Source organism: Streptomyces sp. BF23-19, from assembly GCF_041106355.1.
Classification (GTDB): Bacteria; Actinomycetota; Actinomycetes; order Streptomycetales; family Streptomycetaceae; genus Streptomyces; species Streptomyces virginiae_A.
The window spans coordinates 33,801-55,516 of record NZ_JBGBPT010000051.1; the positions used below are offsets into that span (position 1 = coordinate 33,801).

Here is a 21,716-nt window from a genome sequence, read left to right on the forward strand (position 1 = left end):
CCCGGGGCCGCCCCTTTTCCGTCATCGGATCACTGCTCGTACACCGTGTAGAAGGACTCGACCTCGGTCTCGGGGAAGCGCCGGGCCAGCCGCTCCTCCAGGCCGGGCGCCATCGGCTCTTCCCCGTACAGCCGCAGGGTCCGCAGCGACGGCAGCCGCAGGTGCTCGACCAGGCTCGCCAGGACTTCGTCCGACACGGCCAGCTCCTCCAGCCGGTCCAGCCGGGACAGCTCGGCCCAGTCCGCCGGGCCGGCGGGCCGCCATCCGTGGCCGAGGTTCAGGATGCGCAGCCCCGTATGCCGGCCCAGGCCCGGGATCTGCACCGAGGCGGTGCCCAGGATCAGGGATTCGAGCTCCGCTCCGGGCGCCAGGTCGCGGGCCGACCAGGGGTGCGGCGAGTACAACTCCAGTGACCGCAGGCGAGGCCAGCTCGCGATGGCCTCGTGCAGCCCCGGCACGGACATGCTCAGGCGGGCGACCCGCATCGGCAGGCCGTGGAGGGCCGTCACGTCGGTGAGCCCGTGGCACCGGTTGACCTCCAGCACTTCGAGAGCCTCCTGTCCCCGCAGGAAGTCCAGGTCGGTGAGCTCTTCGAGATCGTGGAGGCCCAGACTCACCACCTGCACGCGGGAGCACAGCGCGGACAGGGCGCGGACGGACACCGCACCGCGCACGATGAGCCCCGGCGGCCGCGTGAACGCGTGCAGGGCGTCCGCCTGGCCGTCGCGCAGGACCTGCAGGGCGTGCGGATCGTGGCGGAGGTGTTCGATCACTTCCCGGGCGTACTCCCGGGCGTCGAAGCGGCCCCACAGCGAGACCAGGGCGTGGTGGACCGCGGGCGACTGCGTGTCGCGGAAGCCCGCCAGGTAGGGGACGGCCAGGTCCGAGAGGGTCTCGCCGGCCGCGGCAACGGCCATCAGGGCCTCCTCCTCGCTCGCCTCGGCCGGGTCGGCCAGCAGCTCCAGCACGAGCGGCCCGGTCCGGCCCAGCTCCTGGGCCTGGTCGATGCTTCGGGGCGGCAGCAGGTGCCGTACGGCGGCCTCGGCCTCGGCGCGCAGCGCGGGGGTGAGTTCCGCCGCGTACTGGAGGGAGGCGTAGGCCAGGAGCACGGACCGGTCGGGGCCGCGGTCGAGCAGGGCCCGGATGATCTCGGTGCGCTCACGCGGTCGTCCCTGGGCCACCGCCATGCGGATGACGTCCTCCCACTGGTCGTCCTCCGCGTGACCGGTCAGCTCGCCGAGGCCGCCCTCGTCCAGGGCGGCCCGCGCCCCGAGGAAGTCCTGGAAGGTGCGGTGGACGAACTCGACGGTGTCCTCCGTCGGTGCCCGCAGCAGGCCGGTGCGCTCCAGGAAGTGCGCGAACACCTCCGGCGCGTCCCCGAGCACCCGGGCGGCCGGTACGGCGGGCAGCGCGTCCGCGATCAGTGCCTCGGCCCGGGAGCGGTCCATCTCCGTGCGGCCGTTGCGGATCAGCCAGTACGCGAGCCGCTGGAGCAGCTGGAGCTGGGGTTCCTCGGCCAGGTCCGGCAGCCGCAGGCCGCGCTCTCGGTCGCGGCGGTGCAGCAGCATGGACAGGGCGGCCGCGTACAGCTCCTTGCGGCCCGTGGGGAGGAAGCCGCGGCGTTCCCGGTGCAGGGCGCAGATCATCCCGCACAGCAGCGGATTGGTGGCCAGCCTGGCCAGGTCCGGCTTCCTGGCGACGGCGTCCAGCAACTGTTCCCCGTACTCCGGCGGGGCGTGGTCCGCGGCCGAGTGCCAGCGCTCGATGAAGGCCCGGACGTTCGCCCTGGTCATCGGGGCCAGGGTCACCTCGGTGAAGTCCTCGTCCCGGAGCCAGTCCGGGCGGACCGCCGAGGGTCGGGAGGTCACCAGCCAGCGGTTGCCGGGGTAGGCGGTGATCAGGGCGGCCAGCCAATCCCGGGCCCGGTCGCGTTCGGCTGCCGGGATCTCGTCGATGCCGTCGACCAGCAGCAGGGCGCGGCCGTCGCGCAGGACCCGGCCCTCCCAGCCTTCGGGGGCCTCCCCGGCCAGCGGGGAGCCGGCCAGGAACTCGCGGGGCGCGGGCAGCCGCTCCCCGTGCCGGGTCAGGGTGCGCAGCGGCAGGACGTAGGGGACGAGCCCGTCGCCGTGGTCCCGGGCGGCGGAGAGGGCGAGCCACTGGATCAGGGTGGTCTTGCCGGATCCGGCCTCGCCGCGCAGCAGGACGCGCGGGTGCTCGTCGAGGAGCCGGTCGGCGGGCAGGGAGTAGGGGGCGGCGGGGAGCGCCTCGGCCGGGGTTCCGGGGGCGGCGGTGACCTCCAGGCTCACGTAGGCCGCGTCCAGCGGCCAGCGGGAGGATCCCGGCTGCAGGTCCAGGCCGAAGATGGTGAGCGCGCTGTGGCGCCGGGCCAGGTAGTCGAGGTAGCGGGCCTCGAAGGCGCTGTCGCGGCCGTCCTGGCGGGGGACGCGGGTCAGCAGTTCGTCCACCTTGGCGATGGTCTCGGCGTGCAGCCGGCTCTGCTCGACCAGGGTCGACGCGACGAAGGTGGAGCGCTGGGTGAAGAAGTTCAGGATGTGCAGGCAGGCCAGGTCCACCAGGCGGGAGTGGAAGAGCTCGGCGTCGCGGGAGAGCCCGGGGTGCGGGGCGGCGGCCCGGAGCTGCCGGGCGAAGGCCCGCGGTCCGAGGCGGACGGCCTCCACGTCGGACAGGGTGAGGTCGCCCAGCGCGTGCAGCGTGGCGGCGAGGGCGGCCGCCACGCCCGCTTCCTCGCCGGGCGGCAGCGGCCGTTCCCCGGGGGCCCGTAAGGCCTCCTCGACCAGGCGGTCGGCGAGCCCCCGCAGGTCCGCCGCGTCGAGGCCGCGTTTCTCGCGCCACGCCACGTAGGAGGAGATCCGGTGCGGCCGGTCCACCAGGCCCGCGCCCGCCCCCTCCTGCCGGAAGAGCTTCCTGACGAGAGGGGTCACGACCCCCGAGGCCAGCCGGATCCCCACCACCGATACGTCCACGGGCGGGAGCCTAGTGACCTGGGTCGCAAACGGTCCTGGCTTCGGTGACAAGCCGCACAAGACAAAACGGACGTACTAGGCCGTTTCGTAGATCCAAAACCTCCTGCCGCAGGACCTTCGTCCCTGGGTGGGGGCCGTCAACGGGGCGCGTCACAGGGGTGCCGCTACGAGTTCCGCTAGTAATCGGGACATTTGGGGAAGTCCCGGGGCGCGGGTTACCAAAGATGAGCCAGCCCGGCACTCGCTCGATCGTGCCGGGTCACTTCATGCCTCTTACAGGTGTGAAACCCCCCTTGTCCCCGGCCCCGGAGGTCTGCACATGTTCGCGAAGCGCGTCTACACCCGTCGTACCCGTATCGCTGTCGGCACCACCGCTCTCGGTGCGGTGCTGGCCCTCGGGGCGGGCACGACCGCCGCGTTCGCAGACGCCCCGCAGGCCGCCGTCACCGCCAAGACCGCCGGCGCCGCCGGTGCCGCGGGCGCCTCGAAGACCGGTCTGTGGGACAAGCCGCTGGAGAAGTACACGCTGTCCGCCACCTTCGGCAAGGGCGGCACCATGTGGTCCCACAAGCACTCCGGCCAGGACTTCGCCGTCCCGGTCGGCACCCCGGTCAAGGCCGCGGCCGCCGGCACCGTCGTCAAGGCCGGCCCGAACGGCGGCGGCGACGGCCCCGCGTACGGCAACGCCATCGTGATCAAGCACGCGAACAACACGTACTCCCAGTACGCGCACCTCTCGAAGATCCAGATCAAGATCGGCCAGAAGGTCAAGGCCTCGCAGCGGATCGCCCTGTCCGGCAACACCGGCAACTCCAGCGGCCCGCACCTGCACTTCGAGATCCGCACCACCCCGAACTACGGCTCGGCCGTCAACCCGGTGGCCTTCCTGCGCACCAACGGCGTCACCGTCTGACCCGACCGACCCGTCCCGACCGCCGCCCGCGCCGCACCCGCGGCGCCCGCGGCACCCGTCGCACCGGCCGACCCGCCCTGCTCACCGATCAGGTGAGCAGCCAGGCATGGGTCGGCTTCGGCGATGGTTCGAGCTTCCCCTCCTTGTACGCGGCGGCCTGCTCCGCCGTGAAGGCCATGTCGTAGGTCTTGATGCTGTGCAGGGCGCCCTGCCACGGACCGGTCCATATGTTGTGGTGCTTGGACCGGCCGAGCTGGAGCGGACCGGGGGCCTGCCAGATGGGCGGCACCGGGGTCTCGCCGGCCTTCTTGCCGTCCACGTAGAGCGCGATGGCCTTCTTGTCCGCGTCGTACGTGGCCATCAGCAGCGTGGGCGTCTTGACCATGTTGAGCCCCTCGGCGGTGACCGTCCGCGTGGTGGCCGCGGCGCCCTTGTCGCCCGTCTGCACGCGGAAGATCCACGCCTGCTTGCCGTTCACCTCGTTCACGCCGAGCTCGAAGGAGAACGACTCCCCGTCGCCCTGGCTCATGATGATCCGCGAGCCCTTGGTGGCGGAGTTGTAGGCGCGGGCCGTGACGGTGAAGCTCTTGGTCACGTCCACGACCGGCTCGGCGGACTGCCCCCACGAGTTCCCGTTGCCCTTGCCGATGACCTGGAAGCGCTTGCCCAGCGCCCCGACCTTGAGGTCGGGGCCCAGCCGGATGCCCATGCCGCCGTAGCTGTCGCGCAGCAGGGTGTCGTCACCCGCGACGGTCGCGGTGTAGGCGGCAGGCCCCTTCGAGTCCTCCGGCTCCGGCGAGGCGGAGGCCGAGTTCGAGGGCTGGGCGTCCTGTCCGTCGTCGTCGCCCAGCAGGAAGAACGTTCCGCCGCCGGCCAGCAGCGCCAGTACGGTCACCGCGCCGCCCAGCATCCACAACCGCTTCTTGCGCCGCTCGGCCGCCGAGCGGTCGGCCATGGCCTCCCAGTCCGGCTGCTGCGACGAGCCCGGCAGGTCCGGACCGGCCAGCCTCGTGAAGCCCGGCTGGGCCGGGGCGGCCGGAGACCACTGACCGCCTCCCGGGTCCTGCTGGTAACCGGCTCCCGGGTCCTGCTGGTAACCGCCTCCCGGGTCCTGCTGGTACGGGTTCGGCTGTTGTCCCGACTGCGGGTAGCCGTAGCCGCCGGACGGGGTCGGGTAGCCGTAGCCGCCCTGCGCGGGCGGTCCCGGCGGGAACCCGTATCCGCCGCTCCCGGGGGCGGGCTCGGGCTGCGGGTGGCTCGGGGGATTCGTACCGTCGGTCATGCCACGGATGCTAAGTCACGGACCCGCGGGCGGATACCGCCCGGTACCCGTCCCGCCCCACCCGCCCCGGTTCAGCCCTGTGGCAGCTTGAGGACCGGGAAGCTGCCCGTCGCCGTCGGCGCGTGCTCCGGCAGCCACAGGACCGCCACCGCGCCGGCCGCCGAGCCCTCGCGCTCCGAGCCGCCCCGGGCGGCCACGTTACGGAAGGTCAGCCGGGCGCCCAGCACCCGCGCCTGGCCCTCGGCGATGGTCAGCCCCAGCCCGTGCCCCACGCCCGCGCGGTCCGTCGACCCGGTACGGAAGCGGCTCGGCCCCTCCCGCAGCAGTGCCTCCGGGAAACCCGGCCCGTGGTCCCGGACCCGTACGACCCGGCCCTCGACGTCGACCTGGATCGGCGACTGCCCGTACCGCGCGGCATTGGCCAGGAGGTTCCCCAGGATCCGCTCCAGGCGGCGCGGGTCGGTGCTGACGATCTCGTCCGCGACGACCCGTACGGTCGCCTCCGGCATCAGCGACGTCACCCGCCGGCTCACGAACTCGCCCAGCGCCACGTCCTGGAGCTCCGCCCGCTCCGAGGCGCTGTCCAGCCGGGCCACCTCCAAGACGTCCTCGACGAGTGCGCGCAGCGCCTGGGCCCGGTCCCGCACCAGCTCCGTCGGCCGCCCCGGGGGCAGCAGTTCCGCCGCCGTGAGCAGGCCCGTCACCGGCGTCCGCAACTCGTGCGCGATGTCCGCGGTCACCCGCCGCTCGGCCTCCAGGCGTTGCTGGAGGGCGTCGGCCATGGCGTCCACGGCCCGCGCGAGGTCGTCCGTCTCGTCCCGCACGACACCGCCGACCGCGTCCCGTACGCGCACGTCGGGATCGCCGTGCGCCACGCGCTGCGCCGCCGCCGCGGCCTTGCGCAGCCGGCGCGAGATCTGGCCGCCGATGAGCACGCCGAGCGCCGAGCCGCCGATCACGCCGGACAGGCCGCCGATGACCAGGGCCCGGTCCAGGTCGGCGATCAGATTCGCGGCGCCCTCCCGGAACGGCGTGTGCAGCGACAGCACCTGCCCGTTCCCGAGCGGCACGGCGGCCCACACCTCGGGCGCCCCGCGCGGCCGCTCCTGGATGTAGGTCCCGCGCCGCCCCGACTGCGCCTTGTGTCGCAGTTCGGCGGGCAGTTCGGGATCGTTGAGCTTGGCCCCCATGGGCGGCTTGCGGCCGGCGTCGGCGTTCCGGGAGATGAACTGCACGCGGTCCAGCTGCACTTCGCGGGCGCTCTCCAGCATCGACACGCGGGCAGCACTGTGCACGACCAGGCTCAGCGCGATCGTGACGAGGGCGCCCACGGAGGCGATGGCGACCGTGATCTTCCAGCGGATCCCCGTGCGGAGGGTGAACCGTCTCATGCTTTGAGCTTGTATCCGAAGCCCCGGACCGTTTCGATGCGGTCCTGGCCGATCTTGGTGCGCAGTCGCTGGACGTGGACGTCCACGACGCGGGTGTCGCCGCCCCAGTCGTAGTCCCAGACCCGCTCCAGCAGGCGGTCGCGCGACAGCACGGTGCCGGGGGCGGAGGAGAACTCCAGCAGCAGCCGCATCTCGGTCGGGGTCAGGGCCACGGCGGCGCCCGCCCGCCGGACCTCCATGCCCTCGGTGTCCACCTCCAGGTCGCCGAAGGAGAGCACCCCGCGCTCGGGGTCCGAGCCGTTGTCGGCCCCGTTCGGGCCGCCGTTCTGCGGGCCGCCGGAGTGGTCGAAACGGCGCAGCACCGCGCGGATCCGGGCCACCAGCACGGAGCCGTCGAAGGGCTTGGTGACGTAGTCGTCGGCGCCCGCCTCCAGGCCCAGCACCACGTCGATGCTGTCGGCGCGCGCCGACAGCATGATGACCGGGACGGTGGACTCGTCGCGGATGCGACGGCACAGGCTCACGCCGTCCATGCCGGGGACCATCACGTCCAGCAGGGCGATGTCCGGCCGGTTCGCGCGGAAGGACTCCAGTCCGGACAGGCCGTCGGGCATGGCCGTGACCACGAACCCGTCGCGTTCCAGCGCCAGGGTCGTGGCCTCACGGATGACGTCGTCGTCCTCCACGAACAGGACATGGGTCTCGGCCATGCGGGAGCCTCGCCTCGGTTCTTCTGTGCTCAGTTCTTCTGACTCGTGACCGGGGCGGGCGGGACTCCGCCGTCGACCACATTGCTGTACTCCGAGTGAACTCGGTCCTGCTCGGTGAACTTCTCCCCGTTCCAGCGGTACGTGATCACGTCCTCGCCCGACGGATAGGCGAGCGCGTCGCTCTTTCCGTAGACCTGCTTCGTGACCACCAGGTCGCCCCGGTCGATCTCCGCGTAGACGGGTGGCTGTTCGTCCGAGAAGACATTCTCGTACGTGGCTCCGTCCGACCGGTACACGTACGTTCCGCGGCCCAAGGCGTCGGCGCAGGACAGGACGTTCACCACGATGTCCACGACGGGTCCGCCGGTGAGCTTCCCGTAGCTCACGTCCACCGGATACTCCTTGCCGGAGCAGGGCTTGAGGTCCCGTTTGACCTCGGTGCTGACCTTGGGGTCCTTCATGAGCAACCCGACGGGGTCGACCTTCTTCAGCGGCCGGCCGGACGACGCCGAGACCGAGTCGTCGGGGGCGGGCTCCGAAGGTGTGGCCTTGGCCACGGCCTCGGTGTGGGCCGGGCCGCCGTCGCGCAGGCCGGTGCCGCCCGTGGCGCACCCGACCGCGAACACGGCTGTGCCGACGAGGACGACCGTCCCCGCCGACATCAGCACCAGAGAACTTCTGGACAAACCTTGGCCGTTCAGGCCGCGCACCGCTCACGCCCCTCGTACCGCATGGTGTGGTCACCGCGCTCCAGCGCACGCATGTCCAGATCCCGGCTCTCCAGCTCCTGCCGGAGGCGGGCCAGGGCGCGGTGCAGAGTGCTCTTCACGGTTCCCGCCGACATTCCGAGCGCCGCTGCCGTCTCCTCGGTGCTCATCTGCTCCCAGTGTCGCAGCACGACCACACTGCGCTGCTTGGGAGCGAGAACTTTGAGGATGTCCATGAGCAGGGCGCGGTCGGCACGCTGGTCGGAGCCGTCCTCGACGGAGGCGTCGGGGAGTTGCTCGGTGGGGACCTCTTCGAGCTTGCGGGCGCGCCACCACTCGGTGCGGGTGTTGATCATGACCCGGCGCAGGTAGGCGTCGGCCAGGGACTTGTCGGCGATGCCGTCCCAGCGGCCGTAGGTGCGCACGAGCGCGGTCTGCAGGAGGTCCTGGGCGTCGGTGGGGTCCGGGACCAGGCGCCGGGCACTGCGCAGCAGCGCGTCCTGCCTGGTGCGTACGTACTCTTCGAATCCGAGTACCTCGCCGTGCGCCATCTCAGACCGCCTCCACCCGTCCAACCGCTCATCCCCGTGTCCTACGGATTCGAAGGTACGGAGGGGTTGTCACGGGCCTGTGCGAGCCAGCCTTCGGTGGGCGCACGGACACCCATAGGTTGTGTAACAGCCCCCGTGAGCTGGGGTTTGCCGGCAGGAAGCGGAATCTCCGAGTCAGTTTCGGTCAGGCCTGGGGGAGGGCCTGCGGGGCGACCTGGGGGAGGCCCTGCGGAAGCCGGTAGCAGCCGCCGTCCAAGGGCTCCACCAGCCCGTCGGAGACCAGCCCGTCCAGCGCGCGGGCCCGCTGCACCGGCTCGTCCCAGACCGTGTCGAGCACGGCCTGCGGAACCGCGCCCACCGCGTCCCGGAGCACGGCGAGGAGCTTGCCCCGCACCTGCCGGTCGGTCCCGGCGTACGTCTGCCCGCGCCGCGGCGGACCCTCGTGCGCGGGCTTCCCGGCCAACCGCCACGCGCACAGCCCGGCCACCGGGCAGCGCGCGCAGTCGGGGTTCTTGGCGGTGCACACCAGCGCGCCGAGCTCCATCGAGGCCGCCGCCCAGCGGGCCGCCGTGCCCTCGTCCTCGGGCAGCAGGGCCCGGGCGAGGCGCCGCTCGGCGGCGGTCGTCGCGTTCGGCGGGTACTCGACCCCGGTCGCGGTGCGCGCGAAGACCCGGCGGACGTTCGTGTCGAGGACGGCGTGCCGCTGCCCGTACGCGAAGGAGGCCACGGCCGCCGCCGTGTACTCGCCGATCCCGGGCAGCGCCAGCAGCTGCGCGTGCTCCCGCGGTACGTCGCCCCCGTGCCGGTCCGTTATGGCGACGGCCGCGCCGTGCAGCCGCAGCGCGCGGCGCGGGTAGCCGAGCCGGCCCCAGGCCCGTACGGCCTCGCCGGGGGCCTCGGCGGCCAGGTCCGCGGGGCGGGGCCACCGGGCCAGCCACTGCTCGTAGACCGGCAGGACCCGGTTGACGGGCGTCTGCTGGAGCATGAACTCGCTGACCATCACTCCCCAGGGGCCGGCCTCGGGGCGGCGCCAGGGCAGGTCGCGGGCGTGCTCGTCGAACCACGCGATGACGGGGGAGTGCAGCGCGTGGGAGGAGTCGGGGGATACGGCCGTGGAGGAAGCGGGAGATGCAGTCATGGCAGACGGCATCCTGGCACGTTTCGCCTCCCTCGGCGCGCCGGACCCGGGCCGGTGAACCACACGACGGCCGGGGATCCGCCCGCCCGCGCGGCGGTGACGACCGCCCGCGGGACCGGCGAGCGCGAGGACGGCGAGCGCGGCGGCCGAACCGCCGAGCGCCACCGGACGCGCGGCGCCACGACCGCGCGAGCGCCACCGGACGGCCACGAAGAGCACCCCGAAGAGGAGGAGTCCGTACGCCGTCCAGATCTCGAAGGCCGACTGCACCCAAGAGGGTGTCCGGTGGGTGAGGTCGGTGATGGCGCGGTAGAGGCCGGAGCTGTCCATGCTCACCCCACGTACGCACAGCGGATCGATCTCCGCATCAACCGTTTGGCCGGATCTCGGCCCCTCGATTGCGCCCGCAGGATGATCATCGGCAAATCAAAACCTCTGCGCGGCATGTGGGGCACTGATCGGGCCGCGAACTCTCGTAAAGTTCCGTCCGTGGGATCTCTGCGCAATCCGGTCGGGCCGCTCCCCTCCTCCATCTACTGGCGACGGAGGGCTGTGCTGGCTTCCGTTGTCGCGCTCCTCGCGCTCCTCGCCGTATGGACCGTCAGTTCCGGTGGGGGGAGGACGAGCACGAACGGAAAGGGCCAGGACGGCCCCGACCCCGTCACCTCGATCACCCCGGGCCCGGCCGGCACCGGCCCCGCGATCAGCGCGGCCCCCGGCGGACGCCCCGAGTCCGGCAGCGGCGGGAGCACCGGCTCCCAGGGCGGCTCCACGGGCGGCGCGGGCAAGAACGGCGAACCGGGCGGCGGTTCCGGCTCGAACGGCGGCTCGGGCTCCGGCTCCGGCGGCGCCGCGAGCGGCCCGGCTCCGGTCCCCGCGGACTCCGCACTCCCCACGTGCGCGACGGGCTCGCTGCAGTGGGAGGTCAAGAGCGTGAAGAACGAGTACGAGGCGAACGAGAAGCCGCGCCTCGAACTGGTCGCCCGCAACACCTCCGGAACCACCTGCAAGATCGACCTCGGCCCGAAGCAGGCCGTCCTGACCATCCTTCAGGCGAGCAGCAGCAAGGCCGTCTGGTCCTCGGCGGACTGCCCGGCCGGCGCGGGCAACGCCTTCTTCCGCCTCCCGGCGCAGGGCGAGACCAAGCAGTCGCTGGACTGGGACCGCAGGTTCAGCGCGGCCGACCAGTGCCAGACGCCTCCGGCGGGATCCGCGGCTCCCGACACCTACGTGGTCGAGGTCAAGGCCCCGGGCATGCCGGTGGCCCGCACCTCGTTCGTCCTCAAGCAGGACTGAGGAACCGGCCCGGCCTGAGCGGGGACCCGCAACCCGGGCAGGCCGGGCCCGGCACGATCCGTAAGAGACGGCCTAGACGTACCGCTCCAGGATGGACGACTCCGCCAGGCGGGACAGGCCCTCGCGGACGCTCCGGGCGCGGGCCTCGCCCACCCCGTCCACGGCCTGGAGGTCGTCCACGGAAGCCGCCAGCAGCTTCTGCAGCCCGCCGAAGTGCTCCACGAGCCGCTCGATGATCGCGCCCGGCAGCCGCGGCACCTTCGCCAGCAGCCGGTACCCGCGCGGCGACACCGCCGAGTCCAGCGTCTCCGGCGAGCCCGTGTACCCCAGTGCCCGCGCCACGATCGCCAGCTCCAGCAGCTCCGGATGCGTCAGCGCGTCCAGTTCCGCCAGCGCCTCGTCCACCGTGCGGGAACGCTTCGCCGTCGGCTCCGGCACGTAGTCCCGGATGACCAGCTCCCGCTCCTGCTCGATCCCGACCGTCAGCTCGTCCAGCTGCAGCGACAGCAGTCGCCCGTCCGTACCCAGTTCGACCACATACTCGGCGATCTCGGTCGCGATCCGGCGGACCATTTCCAGCCGCTGCGCGACCGCCGTCACGTCGCGGACCGTGACCAGGTCCTCGATCTCCAGCGCCGACAGCGTGCCCGCGACCTCGTCCAGGCGCAGCTTGTACCGCTCCAGCGTGGCCAGCGCCTGGTTCGCCCGCGACAGGATCGCCCCGGACTCCTCCAGGACCCGCCGCTCCCCGTCCACGTACAGCGCGATCAGCCGCATCGACTGCGACACCGACACCACCGGGAAGCCGCACTGCTTGGAGACGCGGTCGGCCGTACGGTGCCGCGTACCGGTCTCCTCCGTCGGGATCGACGCGTCCGGCACCAGCTGCACACCGGCCCGCAGGATCTTGGTGATGTCCTTGTCGAGGATGAGCGCGCCGTCGAGCTTGCACAGCTCGCGCAGCCGGGTCGCGGTGAACTCCACGTCCAGGACGAAGCCGCCGGTGCACATCGCCTCGACGCTCTTGTCCATACCCAGGACGATGAGCCCGCCGGTGTTGCCGCGGACGATCCGTTCCAAGCCGTCACGCAGCGGCTGACCTGGTGCGACCGCGCTCAGCGAGGCGCGCATCATGGCCTCCTGCTTGGAGCTCGCGCCCGACTTCCCGGATGCTGCTGCCCCGTCCTTGGCTGCCACTGCACTCCTCCGGTCGCGGGTTGCGCCGCCCAGCGCCGCGGGCACGAGGACGTGCGTACGGCCGGGCGGACCAGCACAAAGTCTACCGGCGCGCGCCGCGGCCCCGCCGTGGCTTGGCCAGGTACGGCCTCGGCGGGCCCCTCCCGGCCCCCCTGGCGAACCCCCTGACCAGGGGATCGTCCCCCGGTCGGCTACTCCGCGGACCGCTCCTTGGCGGGCGTACGCGAGCGGCCGCGCGGCAACACCCGTAGCGCGTCGCCCATGTCGGCGACTTCGATGACCTTCATCCCGGCCGGCACCTTGCCCGGATCCGCCGGGACCAGCGCGTGCGTGAATCCCAGCCGGTGCGCCTCCGCGAGCCGCCGCTGCACGCCGGTCACCCGCCGCACCTCGCCGGCCAGACCGACCTCGCCGATCGCGACGAGGTTCTTCGGCAGCGGGACGTCACTGGCGGCGGAGGCCAGCGCGAGCGCGATCGCCAGGTCGGCGGCCGGCTCGGTGAGCTTCACCCCGCCCACGGTGGCGCTGTAGATGTCGCGCTTGCCGAGCGCCGTGATCCGGCCGCGCTGCTCCAGCACCGCCAGCATCATCGACACGCGCGAGGTCTCCAGGCCCGAGGTCGTGCGCCGGGGGGAGGGGATCTGCGAGTCCACGGTCAGCGCCTGCACCTCGGCGACCAGCGGGCGCTTCCCCTCCAGAGTCACCGTCAGGCAGGTGCCCGGAACGGCCTCGGCCCGCCGGGTCAGGAACAGCCCGCTCGGGTCGGCGAGCCCGGTGATCCCCTCGTCGTGCAGCTCGAAGCAGCCGACCTCGTCGGTGGCCCCGTACCGGTTCTTGATGCCGCGCACCAGCCGCAGCCGGGCGTGCCGGTCGCCCTCGAAGCTCAGCACCACGTCCACGAGGTGCTCCAGCAGTCGGGGACCGGCGATGGCCCCGTCCTTGGTCACGTGGCCGACGAGGAGGGTGGACATGCCACGCTCCTTGGAGGCCCGGATCAGCGCCCCGGCCACCTCCCGCACCTGGGCCATGCCGCCGGGCGCTCCGTCGATCTCGGGGGAGGCGACGGTCTGTACGGAGTCCAGGATCAGCAGGGAGGGCTTCACGGCGTCGAGGTGCCCGAGCACGGCGGACAGATCGGTCTCGGCGGCGAGGTAGAGGTGATCGTTGAGGGCGTTGATCCGGTCGGCCCGAAGCCGCACCTGGCTCGCCGACTCCTCGCCCGTCACGTACAGCGTGCGGTGCTCGTCACTGGCCGCCTTCGCCGCGACGTCCAGCAGCAGGGTCGACTTGCCGACGCCGGGCTCGCCGGCGAGCAGGACGACGGCGCCGGGCACGAGCCCGCCGCCCAGGACGCGGTCCAGCTCGTCCACGCCGGTGCTGCGGGCGGTCGCGGTCCGGCCGTCGACCTGCCCGATCGGCAGGGCGGCGGTGGAGACCCGGCCGGCGGCGGTGGTCCGCACGGCGGGCGCGCCCATCTCCTCGACGGTGCCCCAGGCCTGGCATTCGGGACAGCGACCGAGCCACTTCGCGGTCGTCCAACCGCAGTCGGTGCAGCGGTAGGACGGCCGGTCCTTGGCGGATGAACGAGCGGTGCGGGCAGCCATGCCGTTCACGGTAGCCGCCCGCACCGACAAGCCGGACCGGGGTACCGGTGGCGGGGCCCGGCCGATGTGGTGCGAGGGTGCCCCCATGGACCTGTCCGACGAGGGATCCCCCTTCGACGCCGACGTGATCGGCATGCCCGTCGCGGATGTGGCGGGGCTCTTCCCCGGCCGCCGCTCCGCCGCAGACCTCGCCGCGTTCTTCGTCCGTGCGGGCTGGAGCTCGCGCTCCTCCTCCTGGGAGGGGTACGAGGTGGAGAGCCCGCCGGCCAGGCTGGAGATCGAACCGGTCGACGCCGGCGTCCTCCTCCACGGCGAGGCGGACGCCGGCCGCCTCGACGCGCTCATCGCCGTGCTCTCCGCACGCGGCCTCCCCTTCTCCGTGGAGTTCTACGGAGAGGACGGCGCTCTGCTGCGTGAGGTGCGTGAGGTGCGCGTGGGTCCCGCCGGCCTCGCGGGACCCACGGGCCCAGGGCAGTAGGACCTGCCGGTCCGACCGCGTCAGGGCCTGCGTCAGCGCCTCACCGATCTGTTCACCCGTAAGGGCTAAATGTGGCGAAGGCTTCCAGGGCGTCACCGGCACGCCGCCTACGGTCGCCAGGTGAACAGCAGCAACCAGGCACACTCCTCAGCGCACACCGGCGCACACCGGGCGCACGGGCGCACGCCCCACGAGGCCGAGCAGCCGCCGCCGTTCCGGCACGAGCCCTACCTGGACGGCCTGTTCACGTACTGCCTGTCGGTCCTGTGCGACCACGACACCGCGACCGACGTGCTCGGGGACGTCCTCGCCGTGGCCGAGCGGCATCCCGGCCGCTGCCCCGACGAGGGGGACCGGCGCGCCTGGCTCTACGCCCTCGCCCGCTGGGGCTGCCTGCACCGACTGGCCGAGCAACGGCGCGCGCGGCAGGGAGCGCATTCCGCCCGGCGCGCGCCGGAGCACGCCCAGCGCGACCGTGCGCCGGGTGGCGACATCGCACCCGACCGCGGTCAGGACGCCCACCGGCCGCTTGACGTGAGCGCCTACCGCCGTACCGAGCTGGCCCGGCTCGCCTGGCCCGAAGCCGCCGGCACCACACCCGAGCAGCGCGAGGCCCTCGAACTCGCCGTCCGCCACCGCCTCGGCGTCCCCGAACTCGCCGCCGTCCTCGGCACCCCCGCGGCCACCGCCCGCGAGCTGCTCTCCGGCGCCGCCTGCGAGGTGGAGCGCACCCGCGCAGCCCTCGCCGTCGTCGAGACCGGCAACTGCCCCAGCGTCTCCCGGCTCACCGGCGACGAAGGCGACGGTAACGTCCTGCTGTCCAGCACCCTGCGCGCCGAGCTCGTCCGCCACGTCGACGACTGCCCCCGCTGCCGCCGCGTCGCCGAACGCGTGGGCGCCGCCGGCCCCTGGCCCGGCTCCGGCGGCATCAACTCCGCCGCGCTCCCCCTCGTACCGGCCCCCCGCACCGCCGTCCACGCCGCGATGCTCCGATCCGGCCGGGGCCGCGGCCGCGGACCCGCCCCGCGCTTCGACCGCACCGGCTTCCCCATGGACCCCAAGGACCGCGTGGCCCGCCGCGACCGGCTGCGCGCCCGCGTGGTGACCACCACCGTCGTCGCCACCGTCGTCGCCGCCCCGGTCCTGGCCCTGTGGGCGGCGTACCGCGGCGGACCCGACACCGGCGAGCCCGCCGTCGGCGACCCCACCCGTATCTCCTCCAGCGAGTCCGAGCTCCCGACCGCACGGACCGACGGCCGCCCGCTGACCGCCTACGAGAACGCCGGCAACGCCGCCGCCACCACCAGCGGCTTCGGCTTCGCCCAGAGCGACACCACCTCCGACGTCTCCGTCGAGGTCATCAGCAGCGGCCCGCCCGCGACCCCCGACCAGGCCGGCGACCCGGGCCGCCTCACCGTGGCCGCATCCGCCCAGGGCGCCGTCACCCTGCTCACCCTCACCGCCAGCGGCGGCGCCCCCGTGGACTGGCGGCTCTGGTCCGACGCCCCCTGGCTGCGCGCGAGCCGGACCGCGGGCACGCTCGCCCCAGGAGAATCGGTCACCCTACGGATCGCCGTGGACCCCGAGGGCCAGCCCGTCGGCGCCTGGCGGGCCCGGGTCGGGGTCGACCCGAGCGGCGCGGTGGTCTCCATCCAGGGCCGCGCCCGCCCCGCGGCTACGCCCCCGCCCACCCCCGACCCGACGCAGCCCGCGACGCCGATGCCCTCGCCGGACCCGACACAGCCGGCCACCCCGACCCCGACGGAGCCGACGATCCCGCCGCCGTCCCCGACATCCACGCCGACCCCGACGGAGGGCTCAGGCGGAACGGTTTCCCCCGCCCCGGACCCGGCCCCGTCAGGGTCACCCGGACCCTGACAGGGCCTGCGCTCAGGCAGGATCCGCGGGGTGCGGGGCCATCGGCAGCAGCGAGGCCAGCCGCGCCTCGCACAGCTTCGCCAGCTCGTCGTAGGCCTCCTCGCCCATCAGCTCCGTCAGCTCGGGGCGGTACGACACGTACACCGGCTCGCCGGCCCCGTGCGCGGAGGTCGCCGACGTGCACCACCAGTGCAGGTCGTGGCCGCCCGGCCCCCAACCGCGGCGGTCGTACTCACCGATCGACACCTGCAGCACGCGCGTGTCGTCCGGCCGGTCGATCCACTCGTACGTCCGACGGATCGGCAGCTGCCAGCAGACGTCGGGCTTGGTCTCCAGCGGCTCCCGGCCCTCCTTCACCGCGAGGATGTGGAGCGAGCAACCGGCCCCGGCGGGGAACCCCGGCCGGTTCAGGAAGATGCACGCGCCGTCCCAGCGGCGGGTCTGCTTCTCCCCGTCGTCGTCGTGCTGCGTCCAGCCGCTCTCGCTGCCGACGTCGTGGAACTGCCACAGCTCCGGCGTCAGCCGGGCCACGTGCTGCGCGACGCGCTTCTCGTCGTCCTCGTCGGAGAAGTGCGCGCCGAGCGTGCAGCAGCCATCGTCGGCCCGACCCGCCTGGATGCCCTGGCAGCCGCTGCCGAAGATGCAGGTCCAGCGGGAGGTCAGCCAGGTCAGGTCACAGCGGAAGACCTGCTCGTCGTCGGCGGGATCGGGGAACTCCACCCAGGCCCGGGGGAAGTCGAGCCCCTTCTCGTCGGCCGCGACCACGGCTTTGTCCTTACCGCTCTTGGCGTCGGCCTTGGCCTTGCCCTTGCCGGTGTCCTTGCCCGTGTCCTTCTGCGACCGGGTCTTGTTGGCCTTCTTCGTATTTGGCACAAAGCCAAGCCTATGCGCCCCTTACTCAACCCCCGAGTCTTCCTCGCAGTAGCGTTTCCCCCTATGAGACTCGGTGTGCTGGATGTGGGTTCGAATACGGTCCATCTGCTGGTGGTGGACGCGCATCCCGGTGCGCGCCCGCAGCCGGCGCACTCGCACAAGGTGGAGATGAGGCTGGCGGAGCTGCTCGACGAGCGCGGCGCCGTCACCCCCGAGGGCGTCGAGCGTCTCGTCTCGGTGATCGGCGACGCGGTCCAGGCCGCCGAGGACAAGGGGTGCGAGGACGTCCTCCCCTTCGCGACCAGCGCCGTACGCGAGGCCACGAACGCGGACGAGGTCCTCGCGCGGGTCAAGACCGAGACCGGCGTCGACCTGCCGGTGCTGAGCGGCGAGGACGAGGCCCGCCTCACCTTCCTCGCGGCCCGCCGCTGGTTCGGTTGGTCCGCCGGGAAGCTGCTGGTCCTGGACATCGGCGGCGGCTCGCTGGAGATCGCGTACGGCATCGACGAGGACCCGGACGCGGCCGTCTCCCTCCCCCTGGGCGCGGGGCGCCTCACCTCGGGCTGGCTCCCGGGCGACCCGCCGGACGCGCTGGACATCCGGGCGCTACGGCGCCACGTGCGGGCGGAGATCGCCCGCACGGTCGGCGAGTTCAGGCGCTTCGGGGCGCCGGATCACGTGGTGGCGACCTCGAAGACCTTCAAGCAGCTGGCCCGCATCGCGGGCGCGGCCCGCTCGGCGGACGGCCTGTACGTACAGCGGGACCTGAGCCGCAAGTCCCTGGAGGAATGGGTCCCGCGCCTGGCGGCGATGACCACGGCCCAGCGCTCGGCGCTCCCGGGCGTCTCGGAGGGCCGCGCGAACCAGCTCCTGGCCGGAGCGCTGGTCGCGGAGGGCGCGCTGGACCTTTTCGGCGTGGAGGAACTGGAGATCTGCCCGTGGGCACTCCGCGAGGGCGTGATCCTGCGCAGGCTGGACCACATGCCGGCACCGGGGGCGTGAGGGGCGGGGGCTGCTGGGGCGGCGTCAGGTAGGTGGGGCGCGGCCCGAGCAGCTCCCGCTCCCGAAGCCACCGCCCTCCCCTTCCCGACCCCGCTCCACCCGCCCGCGCCCCACCGGCCCCCGCTCCCGAAGCCCCCCGCCCCCGCCCCCGCCCGCCCCGCGTGGCCGCCGTCACGGTCGCGGGGCGTCCTGGGCCCGTACCCTGTCTCCGTGGCAGAACCAGTCCGTGTCCCGACCGCGAAAGTCGCCCTTTCCACCGCCTCCGTCTATCCGGAGTCGACGGCGACCGCCTTCGAGATCGCCGCGCGCCTCGGTTACGACGGCGTCGAGGTGATGGTCTGGACGGATCCGGTCAGTCAGGACGTCGACGCCCTGCGCCGCCTGTCGGACCACCACGGGGTGCCGATCCTGGCCGTGCACGCGCCCTGTCTGCTGATCACCCAGCGGGTCTGGTCCACCGATCCGTGGACCAAGCTCCAGCGCGCCCAGGCCGCGGCCGAGCGGCTCGGGGCGAGCACCGTGGTCGTGCATCCGCCGTTCCGCTGGCAGCGCCAGTACGCGCGGGACTTCGTCACCGGCATCTGGCGGATGGCCGACGAGACCGACGTGCGGTTCGCCGTGGAGAACATGTACCCGTGGCGCTACCGCGACCGCGAGATGCTCGCGTACGCCCCCGAGTGGGACGTGACGAAGGACGACTACCGCCACTTCACCGTCGACCTGTCGCACACCGCGACCGCCCGTACCGACGCCACCGCGATGATCGACCGCATGGGCGACCGGCTCGCGCACATCCACCTCGCCGACGGGAACGGCTCTGCCAAGGACGAGCACCTGGTTCCGGGCCGCGGTACGCAGCCCTGCGCCGAGCTGCTGGAGAGCCTCGCGCGGACCTCGTTCGACGGGCACGTGGTGATCGAGGTCAACACCCGCCGGGCGATGTCCTCCGCCGAGCGCGAGGCCGATCTCGCCGAGGCGCTGGCCTTCACCCGCCTGCACCTCGCCACCAGCGCCGCCACCCCCACCACCCCCACCACCGAGCGTGACAAGGCCCGCCGCCAGTGAGCGACACCCCGGACGCACCCAGGCCGCGCCGTCGTGGCCCCGGCCGGCCCCGGCAGGACGAGGCCGACGACGGCCCCGGCACCCAGGAGCGCATCCGGCTCGCCGCCCGTGAGGTGTTCGCGGAGCGCGGGTACGACAAGACGTCCGTGCGCGGCATCGCGAAGGTCGCCGGTGTCGACCCGGCGCTCGTCCACCACTACTTCGGCAGCAAGGACGATCTCTTCGCCGCCGCCGTCGAGGTCAGCATCGAGCCCGCCCTGGTGGTCCCCGCGATCATCGGCGAGGGGCCGGACGGCATCGGCGAGCGCCTCGCCCGCTACTTCCTCGGTGTCTGGGAGAACCCGGTCACCCGGGTCCCGCTGCTCGCCGTGATCCGTTCCGCGCTGACGCACGAGGCAGCCGCCAAGGTGCTGCGCGAGCTGGTGCTGCGACGGCTGCTGGCGCGGGTCGCCGCCGATCTCGACGTCCCCGACCCGACCTTCCGGGCCGAGCTCGCCGCCTCCCACATGGTCGGCATCGCGATCCTGCGCTACGTGGTCCAGGTGGAGCCCCTGGCATCCGCCGACCCGGAGAAGATCGTGGCCCTGGTGGCGCCCACCCTCCAGCGGTACCTGACCGAGGAATGAGCCTTCCGTCCCGACATTCGGACATGCTGTCCGGATCGCGGGCGGTGGGCGTAGCCTCGTATCTGAGCCATATCCGCAGTCGCGGCTGACCGTACAGCCGCACTCATGGGGAGTGAAACCGCATGCCCGAGCTGAGGTCCCGCACCGTCACCCACGGCCGCAACATGGCAGGCGCGCGTGCGCTGATGCGCGCGTCGGGCGTAGCGAGCGCGGACATCGGCAAGCCGATCGTCGCGGTCGCCAACTCCTTCACGGAGTTCGTCCCCGGTCACACCCACCTGGCCCCGGTCGGTCGGATCGTCTCCGACGCCATCCGTGCCGCCGGTGCGATCCCGCGCGAGTTCAACACCATCGCGGTCGACGACGGCATCGCCATGGGTCACGGCGGCATGCTGTACTCCCTCCCCTCCCGCGACCTGATCGCGGACTCGGTCGAGTACATGGTCGAGGCGCACTGCGCCGACGCGCTGATCTGCATCTCCAACTGCGACAAGATCACCCCCGGCATGCTGATGGCCGCCATGCGCCTCAACATCCCGGTCGTCTTCGTCTCCGGCGGCCCGATGGAGGCCGGTCAGGCGACCCTCGTCGACGGCACCGTCCGCAAGCTCGACCTGATCGACGCCATGGTCGACGCCTCCAACGAGAACGTCTCCGACGAGGACGTGCTGCGCATCGAGGAGAACGCCTGTCCCACCTGCGGCTCCTGTAGCGGCATGTTCACCGCCAACTCGATGAACTGCCTCGCCGAGGCCATCGGCCTGGCCCTCCCGGGCAACGGTTCGGTCCTCGCCACGCACACCGCCCGCCGCGCCCTGTACGAGGACGCCGGCCGCACGGTCGTGGAGATCACCAAGCGCTACTACGAGGACGGCGACGAGTCCGTCCTGCCGCGCAACATCGCCACCCGCGAGGCCTTCGAGAACGCCATGGCCCTCGACATCGCGATGGGCGGCTCCACGAACACGATCCTGCACCTGCTGGCCGCGGCGCAGGAAGCGGGTCTGGACTACGACCTCACCGACATCGACGCCGTCTCGCGCCGGGTCCCGTGCCTGTCCAAGGTCGCGCCGAACGTGGCGCCCGGCGGCACGTACTACATGGAGGACATCCACCGCGCCGGTGGCATCCCCGCCATCCTGGGCGAGCTGCACCGCGGCGGTCTCCTCAACAAGGACATCACCACCGTCCACTCGGACGGCCTGGAGGACTGGCTGGCGAAGTGGGACGCCCGCTCCGGTACGGCCACCGACACGGCCATGGAGCTGTGGCACGCGGGCCCCGGCTGCGAGCGCTCCGCCACCGCCTTCTCCCAGTCCCGGCGCTGGGAGTCCCTCGACCTGGACGCCGAGGGCGGCTGCATCCGCTCGGTGCAGCACGCGTACTCCAAGGACGGTGGCCTCGCCGTCCTGCGCGGCAACATCGCCGAGGACGGCTGCGTCGTGAAGACCGCCGGTGTCGACGAGTCGATCTGGACCTTCGAGGGTCCGGCGGTCGTCTGCGAGTCGCAGGACGAGGCCGTCGACAAGATCCTCCGCAAGGAGATCAAGGCGGGCGACGTGGTCGTCATCCGCTACGAGGGCCCGCGCGGCGGACCCGGTATGCAGGAGATGCTCTACCCGACCTCCTTCCTCAAGGGCCGCGGCCTCGGCAAGGTCTGCGCGCTGGTGACGGACGGCCGCTTCTCCGGCGGCACCTCGGGCCTGTCCATCGGCCACGCTTCCCCGGAGGCGGCCTCGGGCGGCACCATCGCGGTCGTCGAGGACGGCGACCGGATCCGCATCGACATCCCGAACCGGTCCATCGAGGTCCTCGTCGACGAGGCCACCCTGGCGGCCCGCCACGAGGCCCTCGGCGGCGTCTACGCCCCGAAGAACCGCGAGCGCAAGGTCTCCGCGGCCCTGCGCGCCTACGCCGCGATGGCCACCAGCGCCGACAAGGGCGCGGTCCGCGACGTCTCCCTCCTGGGCTGACGACCGCCCCCGACGCTCCCGCCGACGCCCCCGCACCCTCCGGTGCGG

General features: G+C 72.9%; 18 protein-coding genes. 8 read left to right on the plus strand and 10 right to left on the minus strand.

Features of this window, described 5'->3' with window-relative positions:
* Positions 1–29: 29 nt before the first annotated feature.
* Entirely contained in the window at positions 30–2,984 is a 2,955-nt protein-coding gene (locus tag AB8A24_RS26415; protein WP_328962225.1) for an NACHT domain-containing protein, read from the minus strand.
* 319 nt (positions 2,985–3,303) lie between these two features.
* On the opposite strand from AB8A24_RS26415, the gene AB8A24_RS26420 reads away from it, so the two are divergent.
* A complete protein-coding gene (locus AB8A24_RS26420; protein ID WP_328962224.1) occupies positions 3,304–3,897 on the plus strand; it encodes a M23 family metallopeptidase in 594 nt (197 codons plus the stop codon).
* Between the two features lie 88 nt (positions 3,898–3,985).
* Here the strand turns inward: AB8A24_RS26420 and AB8A24_RS26425 are convergent, their stop codons facing one another.
* From AB8A24_RS26425 to AB8A24_RS26450, 6 genes are all read right to left on the minus strand, one after another.
* Positions 3,986–5,179: a LamG-like jellyroll fold domain-containing protein gene (locus AB8A24_RS26425; RefSeq protein ID WP_369477813.1), complete on the minus strand. Its 1,194-nt coding sequence runs from the start codon at positions 5,177–5,179 to the stop codon at positions 3,986–3,988.
* Positions 5,180–5,250: 71 nt separating this feature from the next.
* On the minus strand, positions 5,251–6,570 hold the full coding sequence (gene cseC, locus AB8A24_RS26430) for a two-component system sensor histidine kinase CseC (protein ID WP_328962222.1): 1,320 nt from the start codon (positions 6,568–6,570) through the stop codon (positions 5,251–5,253).
* Complete coding sequence (gene cseB, locus AB8A24_RS26435; RefSeq protein ID WP_328962221.1) at positions 6,567–7,280, minus strand: two-component system response regulator CseB; 714 nt, start codon at positions 7,278–7,280, stop codon at positions 6,567–6,569. Before cseB ends, cseC begins: the two co-directional genes overlap by 4 nt.
* A 29-nt stretch (positions 7,281–7,309) precedes the next feature.
* On the minus strand, positions 7,310–7,942 hold the full coding sequence (locus AB8A24_RS26440) for a hypothetical protein (protein ID WP_328965900.1): 633 nt from the start codon (positions 7,940–7,942) through the stop codon (positions 7,310–7,312).
* A 35-nt stretch (positions 7,943–7,977) separates the two neighbouring features.
* Positions 7,978–8,538: a SigE family RNA polymerase sigma factor gene (locus AB8A24_RS26445; protein ID WP_030010715.1), complete on the minus strand. Its 561-nt coding sequence runs from the start codon at positions 8,536–8,538 to the stop codon at positions 7,978–7,980.
* A 184-nt stretch (positions 8,539–8,722) separates the two neighbouring features.
* Positions 8,723–9,676 (minus strand): A/G-specific adenine glycosylase, encoded by a 954-nt coding sequence (locus AB8A24_RS26450; protein WP_328962220.1) that lies wholly within the window; start codon positions 9,674–9,676, stop codon positions 8,723–8,725.
* A 552-nt stretch (positions 9,677–10,228) separates the two neighbouring features.
* On the opposite strand from AB8A24_RS26450, the gene AB8A24_RS26455 reads away from it, so the two are divergent.
* A complete protein-coding gene (locus AB8A24_RS26455) occupies positions 10,229–10,972 on the plus strand; it encodes a hypothetical protein (RefSeq protein ID WP_369477814.1) in 744 nt (247 codons plus the stop codon).
* Positions 10,973–11,044: 72 nt separating this feature from the next.
* Here the strand turns inward: AB8A24_RS26455 and disA are convergent, their stop codons facing one another.
* Both disA and radA read right to left on the minus strand, forming a co-directional pair.
* Positions 11,045–12,169, minus strand: a complete 1,125-nt coding sequence (gene disA, locus AB8A24_RS26460; RefSeq protein WP_030727101.1) for a DNA integrity scanning diadenylate cyclase DisA — start codon at positions 12,167–12,169, stop codon at positions 11,045–11,047.
* Between the two features lie 191 nt (positions 12,170–12,360).
* Positions 12,361–13,773 carry a DNA repair protein RadA gene (gene radA, locus AB8A24_RS26465; RefSeq protein WP_328962217.1) on the minus strand — a complete coding sequence of 471 codons (1,413 nt, stop codon included), beginning with the start codon at positions 13,771–13,773 and terminating at the stop codon, positions 12,361–12,363.
* Between radA and AB8A24_RS26470 the strand changes: the two genes are divergently transcribed.
* Together AB8A24_RS26470 and AB8A24_RS26475 are read left to right on the plus strand one after the other, a co-directional pair.
* A complete protein-coding gene (locus tag AB8A24_RS26470; RefSeq protein ID WP_369477815.1) occupies positions 13,772–14,251 on the plus strand; it encodes a hypothetical protein in 480 nt (159 codons plus the stop codon). The two genes, radA and AB8A24_RS26470, sit on opposite strands and share 2 nt — an antisense overlap.
* Before the next feature lie 69 nt (positions 14,252–14,320).
* Positions 14,321–16,129: a hypothetical protein gene (locus AB8A24_RS26475; RefSeq protein WP_369477816.1), complete on the plus strand. Its 1,809-nt coding sequence runs from the start codon at positions 14,321–14,323 to the stop codon at positions 16,127–16,129.
* A gap of 12 nt (positions 16,130–16,141) precedes the next feature.
* Here the strand turns inward: AB8A24_RS26475 and AB8A24_RS26480 are convergent, their stop codons facing one another.
* Positions 16,142–16,894: a hypothetical protein gene (locus tag AB8A24_RS26480; protein ID WP_369477822.1), complete on the minus strand. Its 753-nt coding sequence runs from the start codon at positions 16,892–16,894 to the stop codon at positions 16,142–16,144.
* Positions 16,895–17,065: 171 nt separating this feature from the next.
* Here AB8A24_RS26480 and AB8A24_RS26485 point away from each other — a divergent pair, with 171 nt between their 5' ends.
* The 4 genes from AB8A24_RS26485 (at position 17,066) to ilvD (ending at position 21,668) form a co-directional block, all read left to right on the plus strand.
* Complete coding sequence (locus tag AB8A24_RS26485; RefSeq protein WP_328962214.1) at positions 17,066–18,004, plus strand: Ppx/GppA phosphatase family protein; 939 nt, start codon at positions 17,066–17,068, stop codon at positions 18,002–18,004.
* 210 nt (positions 18,005–18,214) lie between these two features.
* Entirely contained in the window at positions 18,215–19,069 is an 855-nt protein-coding gene (locus AB8A24_RS26490; RefSeq protein ID WP_369477817.1) for a sugar phosphate isomerase/epimerase family protein, read from the plus strand.
* Positions 19,066–19,695: a TetR family transcriptional regulator gene (locus tag AB8A24_RS26495; RefSeq protein WP_328962212.1), complete on the plus strand. Its 630-nt coding sequence runs from the start codon at positions 19,066–19,068 to the stop codon at positions 19,693–19,695. The genes AB8A24_RS26490 and AB8A24_RS26495 overlap by 4 nt, the downstream gene beginning before the upstream one ends.
* A 122-nt stretch (positions 19,696–19,817) precedes the next feature.
* Complete coding sequence (ilvD, locus tag AB8A24_RS26500; RefSeq protein WP_266483215.1) at positions 19,818–21,668, plus strand: dihydroxy-acid dehydratase; 1,851 nt, start codon at positions 19,818–19,820, stop codon at positions 21,666–21,668.
* The last annotated feature ends 48 nt before the right edge of the window (positions 21,669–21,716 follow it).